The following is a 15,833-nucleotide window of genomic DNA, read 5'->3' on the forward strand; positions in this document are numbered from 1 at the left end:
AGCGACGTAGCACATGGATGGAGGCTGGATCTTCCGACATTTTAGGCACGCTCGGCCTTCGGCCATGGCGTGCCGCGCCCGCGAGCGGGCGCCAAGGGGTGGGTAGGATGCCGATGAGCGTAGCGAATCGCATCAGGGTTGCCCCGACGTCGGAACGGTGCGTTTCGCTGCGCTCAACCGCACCCTACGGCGTTGGAGTTGGCTGCAGGCATGGGGATACTTTTGTTTTGACCTTCATCCCCCCCGTATGAAGCCCCTTGCGGAAGGGTCCTCGGGACGGACGATTCAAAATAGAAACGGGGGCGCTGACTGTCTGAGCGGAGCGACAGCGCAGCGAGTTTCAGCGCCGCCGGCCCGAGGACCCTGGAGCAAGGTTCCCGGGCGGAATTCGGGCGCGCCTCGACGGGTACTTTCTTGGGCAAGCAAGAAAGCCAGTTGTTGATCAACAACGGGCGCGGCGCGCTGGCGAGACAGCGCAGGCAGGCGGCGGACCGAAGCCACCGTAAACTCCAGAGGACGAACCAGGCCCAGCCTCAGGACGTGGGACAACGCCCCAGCGCCAGAATACGGACGAGCTCAGGCGGCAAAGAGGGTTCATGCCGGATGCTCGCCACCTCGGCGGGAAACAACTGCGCGGTCAGGTGGGCGAGCAGCTGCTCGCGGACGCGGGTGGCATCCACCGGGCCGAGCAGATGCTGCATGGAGGTCGCGGCGAGGCCCGGATAGCCACAGGGATTCATGCGCTGAAACGGCGCCAGATCCGGGGCGATGTTCAGCGCCAGCCCATGGATGCTGCGCCCATGCCGGATGCGCAAACCCAGCGCCGCAATCTTGGCCACGCCGACATACACCCCCGGCGCCTTCTCGCGACGCTGTGCATGGATACCCCATTGCGCGAGCGTATCGATCACGGCCTGTTCCAGGCATTCGACTAGACGCCGGACCCCGATCCCCAGCCGCGGCAGGTCCACCAGCGTGTAGACGACCAGCTGCCCGGGGCCATGCCAGGTCACCTGCCCGCCGCGGTCGATCACCACCACCGGCGTCGCGCCGGGGTCCAGCAAGTGCTCGGGGCGGCCATTACGACCCTGAGTGAAGACGGGAAGGTGCTCGACGCACCAGAACGCATCCGGACGGGACGCATCCCGCTCCCGGGCCTGGAGCTGCATCGCCTGCCAGACGGGGACGTAGGGCTGCACACCCAGCAGGCGGACCTCCGGCCCGGGAACGAGCATGCCGGTCACAGGATCATGCGGACCCGGTCGCAGCGTCCCAGGGCCCGGTAGAGGTCGTCGAGCTGGGTCTGACTGGTCGCGGTGAAGGTGATGGTAATGCCGACGAAGCGCCCGCCGCTGGACGCGCGCTGCTGGATCACGGCATCGTCCGGGTCCGGCACATGCTCGGCCACGCAAGCCTCCACGGCCTCCAGGAGTTCCGGGTGCGAGTCCCCCATGACCTTGATCGGAAAACGACAGGGAAACTCGATCAGACTTTCGCGTTCGTCTGTCATGCGCACCCCTCGACCGCCGTCCGGGACGGGTGAGCGTCGCACTTTGCCTGCTGATACGCGGCATGAATGGCCTTCCAGGCCGGCCCCGGGAACCCGGCTCCGACCGGATGGCCGTCGAGCCGACAAACCGGCAGGAGCTCCTTGGTGGAACTGGTCAGCCAGATCTCGTCGGCCGCACGCAACTCGGACTCGGACAGATCGCGCTCCACGACATCGAGACCACACTGAGCAGCCAGGCGCAGGACCAGGTCCCTTGTTACCCCCGGGAGCAGCGATGCTGCCAGCGGTGGTGTCACCAGCGTGCCGTCCACCAGAGCGAACACATTGCTGGCCGCACCCTCCGTCACCTGTCCGTCCCGCAGCAGGATGGCCTCGACCGCATCCTGTTCACGCGCCTCCTGACGCGCGAGCACGTTGGCCAGCAACGTAGTGGCCTTGATGTCGCAGCGCGACCAGCGCGTATCGGGCCCCGTCACTGCCGCGACCCCGGCCTGGCGGGTCGTGTCCGGCAGGGGCGCGATCGGATTCGCCATCGCAAAGACCGTGGGCGGTCCGACGGCGGGAAAGGCGTGGTCGCGCGGGGCAACCCCGCGCGTGACCTGCAGGTACAGGCCGAGATCGATGGGCTCATCCCCCTCGTTGCGCCGGACGAGCTCTTCCAGCATAGCCCGCCACTGGTCGAGCGACAGCGGCGATTCGAGGCGGATGGCGTCCAGCGAGCGCTGCAGTCGCTCCAGGTGTTCCGTCAGCAGAAACAACTGGCCGGCGTAGCTGGGAATCACCTCGTAGACCGAGTCCCCGAACAGAAACCCGCGATCCAGCGGGGAGATCCGCACGGATTCGAGCGGCATGAACTCACCATTGAAATACGCAACGCTCACACTCGCTCCGAATCAGAACGGCCAGACCGAGCGCAACGACAGGGCAGCACCATCCCACAGGCGCCGCATCAGTCCGCCCTCCTCCACCTCTTCAAGGGCGACGACCGGCTGCTGCCCGATCAACTCGCCATTCAGGCGAGCCTGCACCTCACCCACAGCGGCCCCTGCGGCCAGCGGCGCTTCCAGCGGCTGGTTCAGCTCCATCGTGGCTTCAAGGTTGTCACCGCGACCCGGGGGCACGATCACCCAGAAGTCCTCGGCTAGCCCGACGGACACCTCGCTATCCGCACCACGATAGACGCGCGGGCTGCCCAGCTGCGTGCCCGCCTCGAACAGCCGCTGCGGTTCGGTAAAACGCATGCCCCAGTTGACCAGGGCCTGCGACTCGTTGGCCCGGCGCGTGCCACCCTCCTGGTGATTGGAGGCCTCGATTCCCAGCACCACGGCGATCAGCCGGCGATCGCTGCGTTTCGCCGACGAGACCAGGTTGTACCCGGCCGCGGAGGTCCAGCCCGTCTTCAGGCCATCGAAACCGGCGTCACGCCACAGGAGCATGTTCCGATTGCTCTGCGAGATATCGTTGAACTCGAACGAGCGCTCGCTGTAATAGCCGTAAAGGTCGGGGAACTCCCGAATCAGCGCCCGCGCCAGCAGCGCCATATCCTGAGCGGAGGTCGACTGCGGCTCGTCGGACGGCAGCCCGTGCGAGTTGGTGAAATACGAGCGCGTCATCCCGAGTTCACGCGCCTGGTTGTTCATCATGTCGACGAACGCCCCTTCGGAACCGGCCACGGCCTCGGCCAGCGCAGTGGAGGCATCGTTGCCGGACTGGATAATCATCCCGCGCAGCAGGTCCTCGACCTTCACCTCGTCGCCGACCTCGATGAACATGCGCGACGCACCCCGCATGCCCGTGCGCCAGGCCCGCTCGCTGATCGTCACCGTGTCCTCGAGCCCCAGCCGCCCGTCACGAATCTCGCCGAACACGACATAGGCCGTCATCAGCTTGGTCAGGCTGGCCGGTTCGCGATCAACATCCGCCTCGCGCGAGGCCAGCATCAGACCCGAGTCAAAGTCCATCAATGCATAGCTCTTCGCCGTCACATCAGAGGGCGGGCTGGGGATCCCGCTCGGCATGGCCCCACCACTGCCCGGAACCGGCAGGGGCTCATCCGCCATCGCCGGCATGGCGGCCACGCACACGGCCAGGGAGAGGGTCATCAGGGCGCGGCGGGCGACAGAATGGAGCGGGGGGATCATGGTGGTTCGAGGCCTCCTGTAGAGATGGCTAACGATAGCAGACCGGGTCCGCGCAGATGAACGCAAACGGAACCGGCGGTACAAAAACTGAGCGATACGCGGCGTCAGTCGTCGACGATGCGGTAGTCGACGTGGGCGGCCTCCTGCAGGCGCTCGGTCGCCTCCTGCAGCTCGACCTCTTCCAGCGGGCCGATGCGCACCCGATGCAGATCCGCCTGCTCGTCGCGTTCCAGCGTCGAGATCTCGACCGACTCGAATCCGAGGGCCTCCAGATCGCGCTGGATCTCCTCCGCCGTTCGGCGTTCGGAAAACGCCCCGACCTGCACCCAGCGGCCATTGTTCGCGGCGGCCTCTGGGGCATTCGCTGCGGTAGCAGCGCGCGCGTCATCAGAGGATGCCGCAACGGGGCTGCTGCCGCCCCCCTGTCTGGCCTCGGCCAGCTCGATGGGTTCCGGCACTGGCGGGCGCGATTCGGCCACACGCGGCGAATCGACGTCTTCCGGCCCCACGGCACGAATGCGCACCGGGGCCACACCGGCGTCGGTCATGTCCAACCGATGCGCCGCGGCATAGGAGAGGTCGATGATGCGCTCGTCCACAAAGGGCCCGCGATCGTTGACCCTCACAATCACGCGGCGGTCGTTCTCCAGGTTCACGACCTCGACATAGGTCGGCAGCGGCAGTGTCTTGTGGGCTGCCGTCATCGCATACATGTCGTAGGGTTCCCCGCTGGAGGTGCGCCGGCCGTGGAACTTGGTTCCGTACCAGGAGGCCAGGCCCTCTTCCTCGAACCCGGTGCTGGTGCGCAGGGTACGGTAACGCTGCCCGAAGACCTCGTACTCGGGCGGGTTCCCGTAGCGACTCGGGGGCTCGTCGGTCGGCACCGCGTCGGGGATCAGGGCCAGATCCTGCGGGACATCCTCCGGGTCCGGGTAGGCGTCATAGGCCGCATCGCCCAGCGGGCGGTCCGGGTCTGCCTCGCGGTCGGGGGTCGACGAGCACCCCGCCAGCGCCAGCGCGAACAACACCGCCGGCGCGGCGACGACCGCGCCAGGGCGGCACCGGTTACTGGGCAAAGGCCTCGGCCAGCTGGTGGACGGCCATCGCATACAGCGGGCTCCGGTTATAACGGGTGATCACATAGAAATTGGGGTAACCAAGATAGTACTCGTAGCCGTCCTCGCCCTCGAGACGAATAAACGAGTACTTCCCGTCCTCGGCCACGGACTCGTCGGGATAAATACCGTGCTCGGCAAGCTCGTCGAGGTCAAAGCGCGCCTGGAAATTGCGGCTGATCAGTTCCTCGTGGGCATCGCCCTCGACCCGCGCCCGCGCCACCACCGGCTCGCCGGTCTGCCAGCCGTGCTCGCGGAAGTAGTTGGCCACACTGCCGATGGCATCCGGCCACGAATTGAGCAGATCGCGGCGGCCATCGCCGTCGAAGTCCACTGCATAGTGGCGATAGCTCGAGGAGATAAACTGTCCGCGTCCCATGGCCCCGGCGTAGGAGCCCCGAGTCTCGCGGACATCCAGGCCCTCCTCCTGCACCAGGGTCAGGAACTGGCCCAGTTCACTGCGGAAGAAATCCGCACGCGGCGGGTAGTCAAAGCCCAGCGTGACCAGCGCATCGAACACGCGGAAGCCCCCGGTGTTGCGCCCGTAGTTGGTCTCCACACCGATGATGGCGGTAATCATTTCCTGTTCGACGCCAAAGGTTTCCTCGGCACGGGCCAGCGTCTCGGCCTGCTCTTCCATGAAGCGCTCGCCACGCTCGATGCGCAGCTCGTTCACGAAAATCGGGCGATAGTCCTTCCAGGGACGCGCCTCGGCGGGCGCCGAGATCAGGTCGAGGATCCGCTGCTGGGGGTCGGCCTCGGCGAACAGGCCCTCCAGTTCGTCACGATCCATACCCGCCTCGACCTGTTCGTCGATAAAGGCCTGCACCTCCTCGCGCTCCAGGTAGGGCGGGTCGCCAGCGCGAAACTCGGACCCCGAGACGTTCGACAGAGAGCAGGCCCCCAGTGACAGGATCAACCCGGCCTGCAGGAGGAGGGAACGAAGGGTGCCCAGAGGGCGCAGATTCAGGGTCATCGATTCACCAGGCGCTTTTGCGACGCGATGCTCATGAGAATACCGAAGGCGACCATAAGGGTCACCAGTGATGTACCGCCGTAGCTCACCAGCGGAAGCGGCACGCCAACCACGGGCAAAAGCCCGGTCACCATGGCGATATTGACCACCATGTAGACGGCGAAGGTGAGCGCCAGGCTGCCGCCCAGCAAACGGGCGAAACGATCCTGGGCCAGGGCCGAGATCCACAGCCCGCGCGCCACGATCGCAAAATACAGCAACAGCAAGAGTGCGACACCGATAAACCCGAATTCCTCGGCGTATACCGCAAAAATAAAATCCGTGGAACGTTCGGGCAAGAAGTCGAGGTGCGACTGCGTGCCGTTCAGCCAGCCCTTGCCATACAGCCCGCCGGAGCCGATCGCAATCTTGGACTGAATGATGTGATAACCGGTCCCCAGCGGGTCCGACTCCGGATTGAACAGGGTCAGCACCCGCTGGCGCTGGTAGTCATGCATCTGCAGCCATAATGCCGGGATCGCAGCGGCCGCGGCCAGCCCCAGCCCGACAAACCAGCGCCAGCTCAGCCCCGCCAGGAAGATCACCAGGAAACCGGCGGTACCCACCAGCATCGCGGTCCCCAGATCCGGCTGGCGCATGATCAGAAACACTGGAACCAGGATCAGTGGCACCGTCACCAGCAGGTCGCGGAAACGCGGGCGGTCGTTGCGAGTGGACAGGTACCAGGCGACCATCATCGGCACCGCCAGCTTCATGATCTCGGAGGGCTGGAAGCGCATGAAGCCGAGATCCAGCCAGCGCCGCGCCCCCTTGCCCACCTCGCCGGCAACCATGACCGCCAACAGTAGCGCGACACCGGCCACAAACAGCCATGGTGCCAGGGACCGCAGGGTACGCACCGGGATCTGCGCGACCAGCACCATCGCGGCCACGCCGAGTCCGATGCGCATGGTCTGCCGCTCAAGGGCAATCATGCTCTCGCCGGAGGCACTGAACAGGACCGCCAGACCCACCAGCAGCAGGATGCCGATCAGCACCAGCAGCACGCCATCCAGACGCAGGCGCCCCAGCACCCACTGCCCTAGCGGCATCTCGCGACCCGTCACGCTGATCATTCGTCCTCCGGCACGTCAAGCGTCATTCCGGCGTCACCTTTCAGGAAGGCGTCCATCACCTCGCGGGCCACCGGGGCCGCCACGCGACCGCCCGAGCCGCCGTGCTCGAGCAGCACCGCCACCGCGATCTGTGGGTCATCCGCGGGTGCATAGCCGACAAACAGGGCGTGATCCCACAGATGCCGGGGCAACTCGTCCTCGTCGTACTCCTCGTCCTGGCCCAGCCCGAAGACCTGCGAAGTGCCGGTCTTGCCCGCGATGCGGTAATTCGTCGGCGGGCGGCTGCCAATCGACCCCCAGGCGGTGCCGTGGCGCGCATGCACGGCCTCGATCAGCGACTCGTGAATCGTGTCCCAGTGCTCCGGGGCCGCCTGCACCGGCTCGCGAGGCTGCGGCAGCAACCGTTCGAGTTCGCCGTTGCCATTATCCATCGATTGCAGCAGGCGAGGCTGGATACGCTGTCCGCGCCCGGCCAGGGTCGCCGTGAAGTCCGCCATCTGCAACGGCGTTGACAGCATGTAGCCCTGGCCAATCGCGGTAATCAGGGTCTCGCCGGGGAACCAGACCTGGTCATGTGTGGCCCGCTTCCAGTCACGGCTGGGCAGGATACCTGCGCGCTCGCCCGTGGCATCGATACCGACGCGCTGCCCAAGCCCGAATGCCCCCAGCATCGGCACCATGCGGTCGATCCCCATCGTATGCGCAAGGTCGTAGAAGTAGACGTCGGAAGACACGGCGATGGCGCGCGACATGTCGACCCAGCCATGCCCTTCCCGGCGCCAGTCACGATAGCGACGCTCATGGCCGGGGATCTGAAAATAGCCACGGGCAAACATCCGTCGATCCGCAGTGGTAATCCCCTCGTCCAGCGCGGCCAGCCCCACCAGGGGCTTGACCGTGGAACCCGGCGGATACTGTCCGGTCAGGGCGCGATTGAACAACGGCCGCGCGGGGTCGGATTGCAGATCGGAAAAGGCGGCCTGGGAGATGCCGTGCACGAACATCTCGGGGTCGAATCCCGGGGCACTGACCAGCGCCAGCACCTCGCCGTTGTTCGGATCCAGCGCGACAATCGCCCCCCGCCGGCCCGCCAGCGACCGGTAAGCGGCACGCTGCAGGTCCGCGTCAATGGTGAGGGTAATGTCGGTACCGGCCTCCGGTGGCGTTACCGACAGCTCGCGAATCACCCGCCCCTGGGCATTGACCTCTACCTGGCGGTAACCCGGGCGGCCATGCAGCAAATCCTCGTAGTAGCGCTCAATGCCGATCTTGCCAATATGCGAGCTGCCGGCATAGGCACGCCGGTCCACCCGCGCCAGGTCCTGCTCGTTGATCCGGCCCACGTACCCGACCACATGCGAGAACTTGTCGCCGAGCGGATAGAAGCGCATCGGCCGGGCCTCGATCTCCACGCCCGGCAACTCGTGCCGCGAGACCGCGATCCTGGCCACCGTGGTGTCGTCCAGGCCCGCCTTGAGCAGCACCGGCTGGAAGGGACGGCGCTGACGCACGCCGCGGCGGAAACGTTCGATATCCGCGTCGGAGAGATCGACAAAGTCGTGCAGGCGCTCCAGGAGGTCGTCCAGATTGCCGGCCTGCTCGACTGTCACCTCCAGCTGGTAGGAGGCACGGTTGCCCGCCAGCAACTGGCCATTGCGATCCCGGATCACGCCACGACTGGGCGCAATCGGCTCCACCCGCAGCCGATTATTCTCCGACAGCGTGGTGAAATGGGTATGCGCGCCGACCTGAAGGCCCGACAGGCGCCAGCCAATCAGGAGCAGAACGGCGGCAAGCAGGAGCAGCGCCAGCAGAATACGGACGACGAACCGCTGCTGGTCCTGTTGTTCCTGTCCGTAGTCATCACGCCCGGCCATTTCAGCGGACCGCCACAACAACGAACGCCGCGCACACGGCGAACCCCGGCCCCGGGGATGCGGGGACGATCCACGCCACGTGCTGACGCCGGGCCGCTACCGGCTCAGATCTTGCTCTTCTGGTAACGCTTGTAGCTGGCAACAATCTCCGCCTTGGCCTCTTCGGCGCCGACCCAGCCTTCGACCTTGACCCACTTGCCCTTCTCCAGCTCCTTGTAGCGCTCGAAGAAGTGCTTGATCGAATCCAGGAGCTCCTTCGGCACATCTTCCGGCCCCTGGAACCGCCCGGACTGCGTGCACAGTTTGCTCACCGGAACCGCGAGGATCTTCGCATCCACACCGGCCTCGTCGGTCATCTTCAGCATACCAATCGGGCGCGAGCGCACGACCGAACCCGGCAGCAGCGGCACCGGGGTGATCACCAGCACGTCCACCGGGTCATTGTCTTCCGACTCCGTATTCGGGATGAATCCGTAGTTGCACGGATAGAACATCGCGACCGCCATAAAGCGATCGACCACCAGAGCCCCGCTGTCCTTGTCCATCTCGTACTTGACGGGCTGGCCCTGGGTGGGGATCTCGATTACCACGTTGATGTCGTTGGGGAGATCCTTGCCGGCTTCGATCTGGTTGAGGTCCATGCTTGGTTATATTCCGATTGTTTTGAAGAGCGGGGGATTATACAGGGGAGAGCCCCCGCAATGGCACCCGTCACCGTCAGGCCAGGGAGCCACGGGCTGTAGTGAGCGGTTGCGGCCGATCACCCTCAGGCGGTATAAGACCGCGCTCGGGAAACGGTTTGCGCCGCACCGCCGCAACCCTTTCACGATGGCCATTTACCGTGCCGCCTCGTACCCGGCTTGTGCTGCGGTTCGGCGCCGCACCCGGCAGCAGGAGTCAGCCATGCGTATCGTCCTGATGGGCGCCCCGGGGTCCGGCAAGGGCACCCAGGCCAAGAAGATGGTCGCCACCTTCGGCATCCCGCAGATCTCCACCGGCGACCTGCTGCGCGCCGCAATGGCCGCCCAGACCGACCTGGGGAAGCAGGTCGAAAGCGCGATGAACGCAGGCCAGCTCGTACCGGACGACCTGGTCCTGGGACTGACCCGCGACCGGCTGCAGGAGCCGGACGCACAAAAGGGCTTTATCCTCGACGGCTTTCCACGCAACGTCGCCCAGGCCGAGACCCTGGACACCATGCTCGAGGAACTCGGGGCACCACTGGATCAGGCGATCCAGATCGATGTGCCGTTCGAGGAGCTGAAACAGCGACTGACCGGGCGCGTCTCCTGCGGCGACTGCGGCGCGGTATTCAACTCCCATACCTTCCCGCCTCAGCGGGAAGGGGTTTGTGATCTGTGCGGCGGCGAACTCGTCCACCGCGCCGATGACACCGAAAAAACAGTCATCAATCGCCTGAAGGTCTACGAGGAACAGACCCAGCCGCTGATCGAATATTACGCCCGCCGCGACCTGCTCAAGCACGTGAATGGCACCCGCGACATCGCCCTGATCTTCGACGAAATCCGCCAGCTGCTAGGGAAACACTGATCCAGCATGATCCGTGTTTCCTCAAGCTGAATCCCGCATGACGCCCTCGCCAGCCGGCCACGCACGCCCACTGCACCGACGGGCCACAGTGCGAGCCATCATTGCCTGCGTGCTCGGCGTCGCCGCCACGACGGCGCAGGCCGAACTCGAGCGGCTGGAGCGCCCCCCGGGCTGCGAATTCGCCCCCGGCATGGAGTGGCCCGAGATGCGCGAGCTCGCGGCCGAGATCACCGATATCGACGCCGATTACGTACGCCGCGAGGGGGAGATGATCAGCGCCCGCGGCAACGTCCAGCTCTTCGAACAAGGGCGCCGCCTGGACACCGAGTTTCTTGAATACGACCGGGCCACGGGCCTCGCACGTACCGAGGGCGACACCCGATTGTTCGACGGCGACCTTCTGCTGCACACCGACGGCGGCGAATACCGTCTGGACGAGGAGACCGGGGAGTTCCGGCGCATCGACTACCTGGTGCAGTCCGTGCCGGCCCGCGGAAGCGCCGGGGTGGGCATCCAGCTCGCGCCTCACCTGCACGAATTCGAGGACGCCGAGTACACCACCTGCCCGATCAACAACGACAGCTGGTGGCTGCGCACGCGCGATCTGGAGCTGGACCGCGAGCGCGGGATCGGCGTTGCCCGCAACGCCCGCATCGACTTCAAGGGCGTGCCCATCGCCTACACGCCGTATATCCACTTCCCGCTGGACGACCGGCGCCAGAGCGGCTTCCTGCTGCCCAGTGCCGGGGTCAGCTCACGACACGGGGTCGATATCAGCACGCCCTGGTACTGGAACATCGCGCCGAATTACGACGCGACTTTCACCCCGCGCGTCATGTCGGACCGCGGGGTCAAGCTCGGCACCGAGTTCCGTTATCTGCAGCCCCGCCACGAGGGCGTGGCCGATATCCGCTACCTGCCGAGCGATCGCGTATTCGGCGACGACCGGCACTACGTGCAGTGGTTTCACCAGAGCCGCCTGACCTCGGACCTGCGCTTTCGCCTGGACGCCGCCGATGCCTCCGACAGCGAGTATTTCCGCGACTTCGGTGGCGCGGACCGCTACTCCGGCAGCACGCCCTATCTGCGCCGTCGAGCGGACCTGACCTACAACCAGCCCGCCTACCGCCTGCGCACCCGGATCGAGGACTACCAGGTCATCGACCCCGAGCTGCGGGCCCAGCGCGAGCCCTACCAGCGCCTGCCGCAGATCACCCTGGAGGCGGGCGAGTATCTGGGGCGCGGCCTGGCCTGGGACCTGGACACCGAACTGGTGCGCTTCGAGCGTAGCGAGAGCGACTCGCTGGAACCCCTGGGCACGCGCTTCGACCTCAACCCCACGGCCTCGTGGCGCTACGATACCGGGGGCTTCTTCTTCGAGCCCAGCGCCGGCGTGCGCTACACCCACTACGAGCTGGACCGCCGCGGTCTCCCGGGCCCCGAGTCGATCAGCCGCACCGTGCCGCGCGCCTCGGTCGACACCGGGCTGGTCTTCGAGCGCCCGATCCAGGACGGGCGTCGTCTGCAGACGCTGGAACCCCGGATCTTCTACGGCTATGTCCCGTTCGTCGACCAGACCGATATCCCGATTTTCGACACCGGCGAGGCGGACTTCAGCTTCGACAACCTGTTCAGCCTGGATCGCTTCGTCGGCGCCGACCGCGTCGGCGACACCCACCAGCTGACCACCGCGCTGACCACGCGCATCTTCGACGAGCAAACCGGACAGGAGCGGATGAGCCTGTCGGCGGGCCAGATCCGCTACTTCGAGGACCGCGAGGTCCGCCGCGACCCGCAAGGCGACCCGCTGACCGAATCGCGTTCGGATCTCGCCCTGGAGGGTCGCGTGCGCATCGGCGATGCCTGGAGCGGTCGCGGCTCCATCCTGTACAACCAGGACGAAGGCGAGACCACCCTCACAGCGCTGTCGGTCAGCTACAGCCCGGGCGCGCGGGCCCGCATCAATGTCGGCTATCGTCAACGCGAGGCGGGCGCCCGCTCCATCGACCAGACCGATGTCTCCGTGCTGTGGCCGGTGACCCCGCGCATCGATGCGATCGGGCGCTGGAATTACAGCCTGCAGGAGGAACGTGATCTCGAACTTCTGGCCGGCCTTCAGTATCGTAGTTGCTGCTATGGCATCCGAGTGGTCGCCCGCCGCGCCTACGACTTCGACGAGACCTACGACAACTCGATTTATTTCCAACTCACGCTGGACGGGCTCGGACGCTTCGACTCCGGCGTGGATTCGCTTTTGAGCGAGGGTATAGCCGGATATGACGCACTCCCCTGACCACCACCGCCGGGCCTTCTGGCTCCCGCTACTGGGCGCCGTGCTCTTGAGCCTCGGCCTGTCCGCGCAGGCCCAGGTCCCCGGCAGCGAACAACCCGAGGACGCCGTCGAGGCCCCGGTGACCCCGGGCGCCGCCTCCGAGGCCGGCGCCCCCGCCGCGCCCATCACGCCACCGGAGGGGGATCAGTTCACCGATCGCATCCTCGCGGTCGTCGGCGACGACGTGGTAACCCAGCGCGAGCTGGTCGAGCGCATGAACCTGGTCGCCCAGCAGATGATGGAGCGCGGGACCCGCCCGCCGGATCGCGACACCCTCGCACGACAGGTCATGGAACGCCTGATCGTCGAGCGCGTTCAGCTGCAGGAGGCCCAGCGGGTCGGCATCAACATCGACGAGATGACCCTGAACCGGGCAATGGAGAACATCGCCCGCGAGAACCGCATGACCCTGCCGCAGCTGCGCCAGGCCCTGCTGCAGGACGGTGTCGACTTCAACGCCTTCCGCGAACAGATCCGCAACGAACTGACCGTCAACCAGCTGCAGCGCCGCCAGGTCGACAACCAGATTCGCGTCAGCGACCAGGAGATCGCGGATCTGATCGCCTCCGAGAGCGGCGCCATTGACCGCGGCGTGCGCTATCGCATCGCGCATATCCAGGTCTCCCTGCCGCGCGGCGCGGACTCCGGCCAGATCGCCACCGCCCGCGAGAAGGCCCGCGAACTGCGCCAGCGGGTGCGCGAAGGCGAGGACTTTGCCAGCGTGGCAATCTCCGAATCCGACGCCCCGGATGCCCTGGAGGGCGGCGATCTCGGCTGGCGCACCGCCGGCGAGATCCCCTCCGTATTCGCCCGCGAGGCTGTGCTGATGCGCACCGGCGAGATCAGTGACGTGCTGCGCTCGCCGAACGGCTTCCACATCATGAAGCTCGTGGACCGCGAAGGGGGCGACCAGACCCGAGTCCGGCAGACGCAGGTACGCCACATCCTGATCAGCCCCGACCAGGTCCGCAGCGACGAAGAGGCCCGCCGCCAGGCCGAGTCCCTGTATAACCGCATCCGCGAGGGCAGCGACTTCGAGGCCCTGGCACGCGCGAACTCCGACGACCCCGGCTCCGCCGCCCAGGGCGGCCAGCTCGGCTGGATCAGCCCCGGCGAGCTGGTGCCGGAGTTCGAAGAGGCGATGAACGCCCTGCAGCCGGGCGAGATCAGCGAGCCGGTGGAGAGCCAGTTTGGCTGGCACATCATCGAGGTCCTCGACCACCGCGAGGTCGACACCTCGCGCGAGCAGATCCGAGCCCGTGCCCGCGAGATCCTGCAAAACCGCAAGCGCGAAGAAGAGATCGAGCTGTGGATGCGGCGTCTGCGCGACGAGGCCTATGTCGAGTACCGCGTTGACGGCTTCGGCTCCTGACGCCCGGACGCCGGGTGCAATCCCGCGTCTGGCACTGACCGCTGGCGAGCCGGCCGGGATCGGGCCGGATCTGCTGATTGCCCTGGCCCACGAGCCTGGCGGTGGCACCCAGCGCGTCGCCATCGGCGATCCGGATGTCCTTGAGCAACGGGCGCAGCAACTGGGCCAGTCGATCCACCTGATCCCCTTCGACCCCGCACGACCGCGCACCGCTACACCGCGCGGGACCCTGGAGATCATCGCGGTCCCAGCCGGCGGCCCCGTGCAAACGGGCACCCTCGACGCCCGGCACGCCGAAGGCGTGCTGGCGATGCTCGCCGCCGCCGCCGATGGCTGTCTCGATGGCACCTTCGACGCGATGGTCACCGGCCCGGTGCACAAGGGCGTGATCAACCGTGCCGGCATCCCCTTCAGTGGTCATACCGAGTGGCTGGCCGAACGCGCCGGCGCGCCCATGCCCGTGATGATGCTGGCGACCGAATCCCTGCGGGTCGCACTGGTGACTACGCACCTGTCCCTGCGCGACGTCCCCGACGCAATCACACCGGAGCGCATCGAGGCGGTCACCCGCGTACTGCACCACGACCTCGCCGAGGACTTCGGGATCGAACGCCCGCGCATCGGCGTGTGCGGGCTGAACCCGCACGCCGGCGAAGACGGCGTGCTGGGGCTCGAGGAGATCGAGGTCATCACCCCGACGCTCGACCGCCTGCGCGCCGAGGGCCTGGACCTGCGCGGGCCGCTGCCCGCGGATACCGCATTCACCCCGCGCGCACTCGCCGAGTTCGACGCGGTACTGGCGATGTATCACGACCAGGGACTCCCGGTGCTCAAGCACGCGGGATTCGGACATGCGGTCAATGTGACCCTGGGGCTGCCCTTCGTGCGCACCTCGGTCGACCACGGCACGGCCCTCGACCTGGCCGGCAGTGGTCGCGCGGAGGTCGGCAGCTTCCTCGCAGCCGAGGGCCTGGCCCGGGAACTGGCCCGCCATCGCCTTCAGGCACAGGCCGCGCACGTCCATGGGTGACGCCGCAAATGGGTAGCGCGCTGCCGCCGATCCGCAAGCGGTTCGGCCAGAACTTCCTGCATGATCAGGCCGTGCTCGCACGCATCGTCGGCGCGATCGCCCCGCGCCCCGACGACCCGGTGCTGGAGATCGGCCCCGGCCGGGGGGCCCTGACCGGCGCCCTGCTGGAACGCCTGAATCGTCTGGTCGCGGTGGAGATCGACCGTGACCTGGTGGCCGGCCTGCGCGCCGCCTTTGCCCCGGAGCGACTGGAGCTCCATGTGGGCGACGCCCTGGATCTGGACCTGGCCAGCCTTGGCCCGCCACCGGAGGGTGGCTGGCGGGTCGTGGGCAACCTGCCCTACAACATCTCGACCCCCCTGCTGTTCCACCTGCTCGACCAGATGGAGGCCGTCCGCGACATGCATTTCCTCCTGCAGCGCGAGGTGGTCGAGCGCATGACCGCCGTCCCCGGCAGCAAGACCTATGGCCGGCTGACGGTCATGCTCGCGGCGCGCGCCCGGGCCCAGTCGCTGTTCGGGGTCCCCCCCGGTGCCTTCCACCCGCCGCCCAAGGTCCACTCCGCGGTCGTGCGCATCACGCCACTGGAGGCGCCGCTGGTGGACAGCGCGCTGTATCCGGTGTTTGCAAAGGTTGTGAACCAAGCCTTCTCCAGCCGCCGCAAGACGCTGCGGCGGGGGCTTTCCGGACTGGTGGATGCCGCCCGAATCGAGGCCGCGCAACTCGACCCCGGCGCCCGCCCGGAGACCGTGGACGTCCACGGCTTCGCGGCGCTGGCGCGGATGGTCGCGCTCAGCTGACCGGCCCCGCCAGC

General features: G+C 66.9%; 14 protein-coding genes. 5 read left to right on the forward strand and 9 right to left on the reverse strand.

Going from position 1 to position 15,833, the window contains the following annotated elements:
• Positions 1-533: 533 nt before the first annotated feature.
• The 9 genes from lipB to ppa form a co-directional block, all read right to left on the reverse strand.
• Complete coding sequence (gene lipB / locus TK90_RS09865) at positions 534-1,244, reverse strand: lipoyl(octanoyl) transferase LipB (protein ID WP_041444270.1); 711 nt, start codon at positions 1,242-1,244, stop codon at positions 534-536.
• Positions 1,241-1,510, reverse strand: a complete 270-nt coding sequence (locus tag TK90_RS09870; protein ID WP_012983334.1) for a YbeD family protein — start codon at positions 1,508-1,510, stop codon at positions 1,241-1,243. The genes lipB and TK90_RS09870 overlap by 4 nt, the downstream gene beginning before the upstream one ends.
• The gene (locus TK90_RS09875) at positions 1,507-2,391 is read right to left on the reverse strand and encodes a D-amino acid aminotransferase (RefSeq protein WP_012983335.1); all 885 of its coding nucleotides are present in this window, start codon (positions 2,389-2,391) and stop codon (positions 1,507-1,509) included. Before TK90_RS09875 ends, TK90_RS09870 begins: the two co-directional genes overlap by 4 nt.
• Before the next feature lie 12 nt (positions 2,392-2,403).
• Positions 2,404-3,651, reverse strand: coding sequence for a D-alanyl-D-alanine carboxypeptidase family protein (locus TK90_RS09880; protein WP_012983336.1), 1,248 nt, complete (start codon positions 3,649-3,651; stop codon positions 2,404-2,406).
• A gap of 104 nt (positions 3,652-3,755) precedes the next feature.
• Positions 3,756-4,760, reverse strand: coding sequence for a septal ring lytic transglycosylase RlpA family protein (locus TK90_RS09885; RefSeq protein ID WP_168021578.1), 1,005 nt, complete (start codon positions 4,758-4,760; stop codon positions 3,756-3,758).
• Positions 4,717-5,742: a lytic murein transglycosylase B gene (gene mltB, locus TK90_RS09890; RefSeq protein WP_012983338.1), complete on the reverse strand. Its 1,026-nt coding sequence runs from the start codon at positions 5,740-5,742 to the stop codon at positions 4,717-4,719. The genes TK90_RS09885 and mltB overlap by 44 nt, the downstream gene beginning before the upstream one ends.
• Positions 5,739-6,857 (reverse strand): rod shape-determining protein RodA, encoded by a 1,119-nt coding sequence (rodA, locus tag TK90_RS09895; protein WP_012983339.1) that lies wholly within the window; start codon positions 6,855-6,857, stop codon positions 5,739-5,741. The genes mltB and rodA overlap by 4 nt, the downstream gene beginning before the upstream one ends.
• Positions 6,854-8,734 carry a penicillin-binding protein 2 gene (gene mrdA, locus TK90_RS09900; RefSeq protein WP_012983340.1) on the reverse strand — a complete coding sequence of 627 codons (1,881 nt, stop codon included), beginning with the start codon at positions 8,732-8,734 and terminating at the stop codon, positions 6,854-6,856. The genes rodA and mrdA overlap by 4 nt, the downstream gene beginning before the upstream one ends.
• A gap of 104 nt (positions 8,735-8,838) precedes the next feature.
• Positions 8,839-9,375: an inorganic diphosphatase gene (gene ppa / locus TK90_RS09905; protein WP_012983341.1), complete on the reverse strand. Its 537-nt coding sequence runs from the start codon at positions 9,373-9,375 to the stop codon at positions 8,839-8,841.
• 262 nt (positions 9,376-9,637) lie between these two features.
• Between ppa and TK90_RS09910 the strand changes: the two genes are divergently transcribed.
• From TK90_RS09910 to rsmA, 5 genes are read left to right on the forward strand one after another with little or no spacing between them, the layout of a single operon-like run.
• Complete coding sequence (locus TK90_RS09910; protein WP_012983342.1) at positions 9,638-10,285, forward strand: adenylate kinase; 648 nt, start codon at positions 9,638-9,640, stop codon at positions 10,283-10,285.
• Positions 10,286-10,322: 37 nt separating this feature from the next.
• Positions 10,323-12,578: an LPS-assembly protein LptD gene (locus TK90_RS09915; RefSeq protein WP_012983343.1), complete on the forward strand. Its 2,256-nt coding sequence runs from the start codon at positions 10,323-10,325 to the stop codon at positions 12,576-12,578.
• Complete coding sequence (locus TK90_RS09920; protein WP_012983344.1) at positions 12,562-13,989, forward strand: peptidylprolyl isomerase; 1,428 nt, start codon at positions 12,562-12,564, stop codon at positions 13,987-13,989. The genes TK90_RS09915 and TK90_RS09920 overlap by 17 nt, the downstream gene beginning before the upstream one ends.
• Positions 13,955-15,019: a 4-hydroxythreonine-4-phosphate dehydrogenase PdxA gene (gene pdxA, locus TK90_RS09925; protein WP_041444271.1), complete on the forward strand. Its 1,065-nt coding sequence runs from the start codon at positions 13,955-13,957 to the stop codon at positions 15,017-15,019. Before TK90_RS09920 ends, pdxA begins: the two co-directional genes overlap by 35 nt.
• An 8-nt stretch (positions 15,020-15,027) precedes the next feature.
• Positions 15,028-15,819, forward strand: coding sequence for a 16S rRNA (adenine(1518)-N(6)/adenine(1519)-N(6))-dimethyltransferase RsmA (gene rsmA, locus TK90_RS09930; protein WP_012983346.1), 792 nt, complete (start codon positions 15,028-15,030; stop codon positions 15,817-15,819).
• Positions 15,820-15,833: the final 14 nt, after the last annotated feature.

Source organism: Thioalkalivibrio sp. K90mix (genome assembly GCF_000025545.1).
Taxonomy (GTDB): Bacteria; Pseudomonadota; Gammaproteobacteria; order Ectothiorhodospirales; family Ectothiorhodospiraceae; genus Thioalkalivibrio.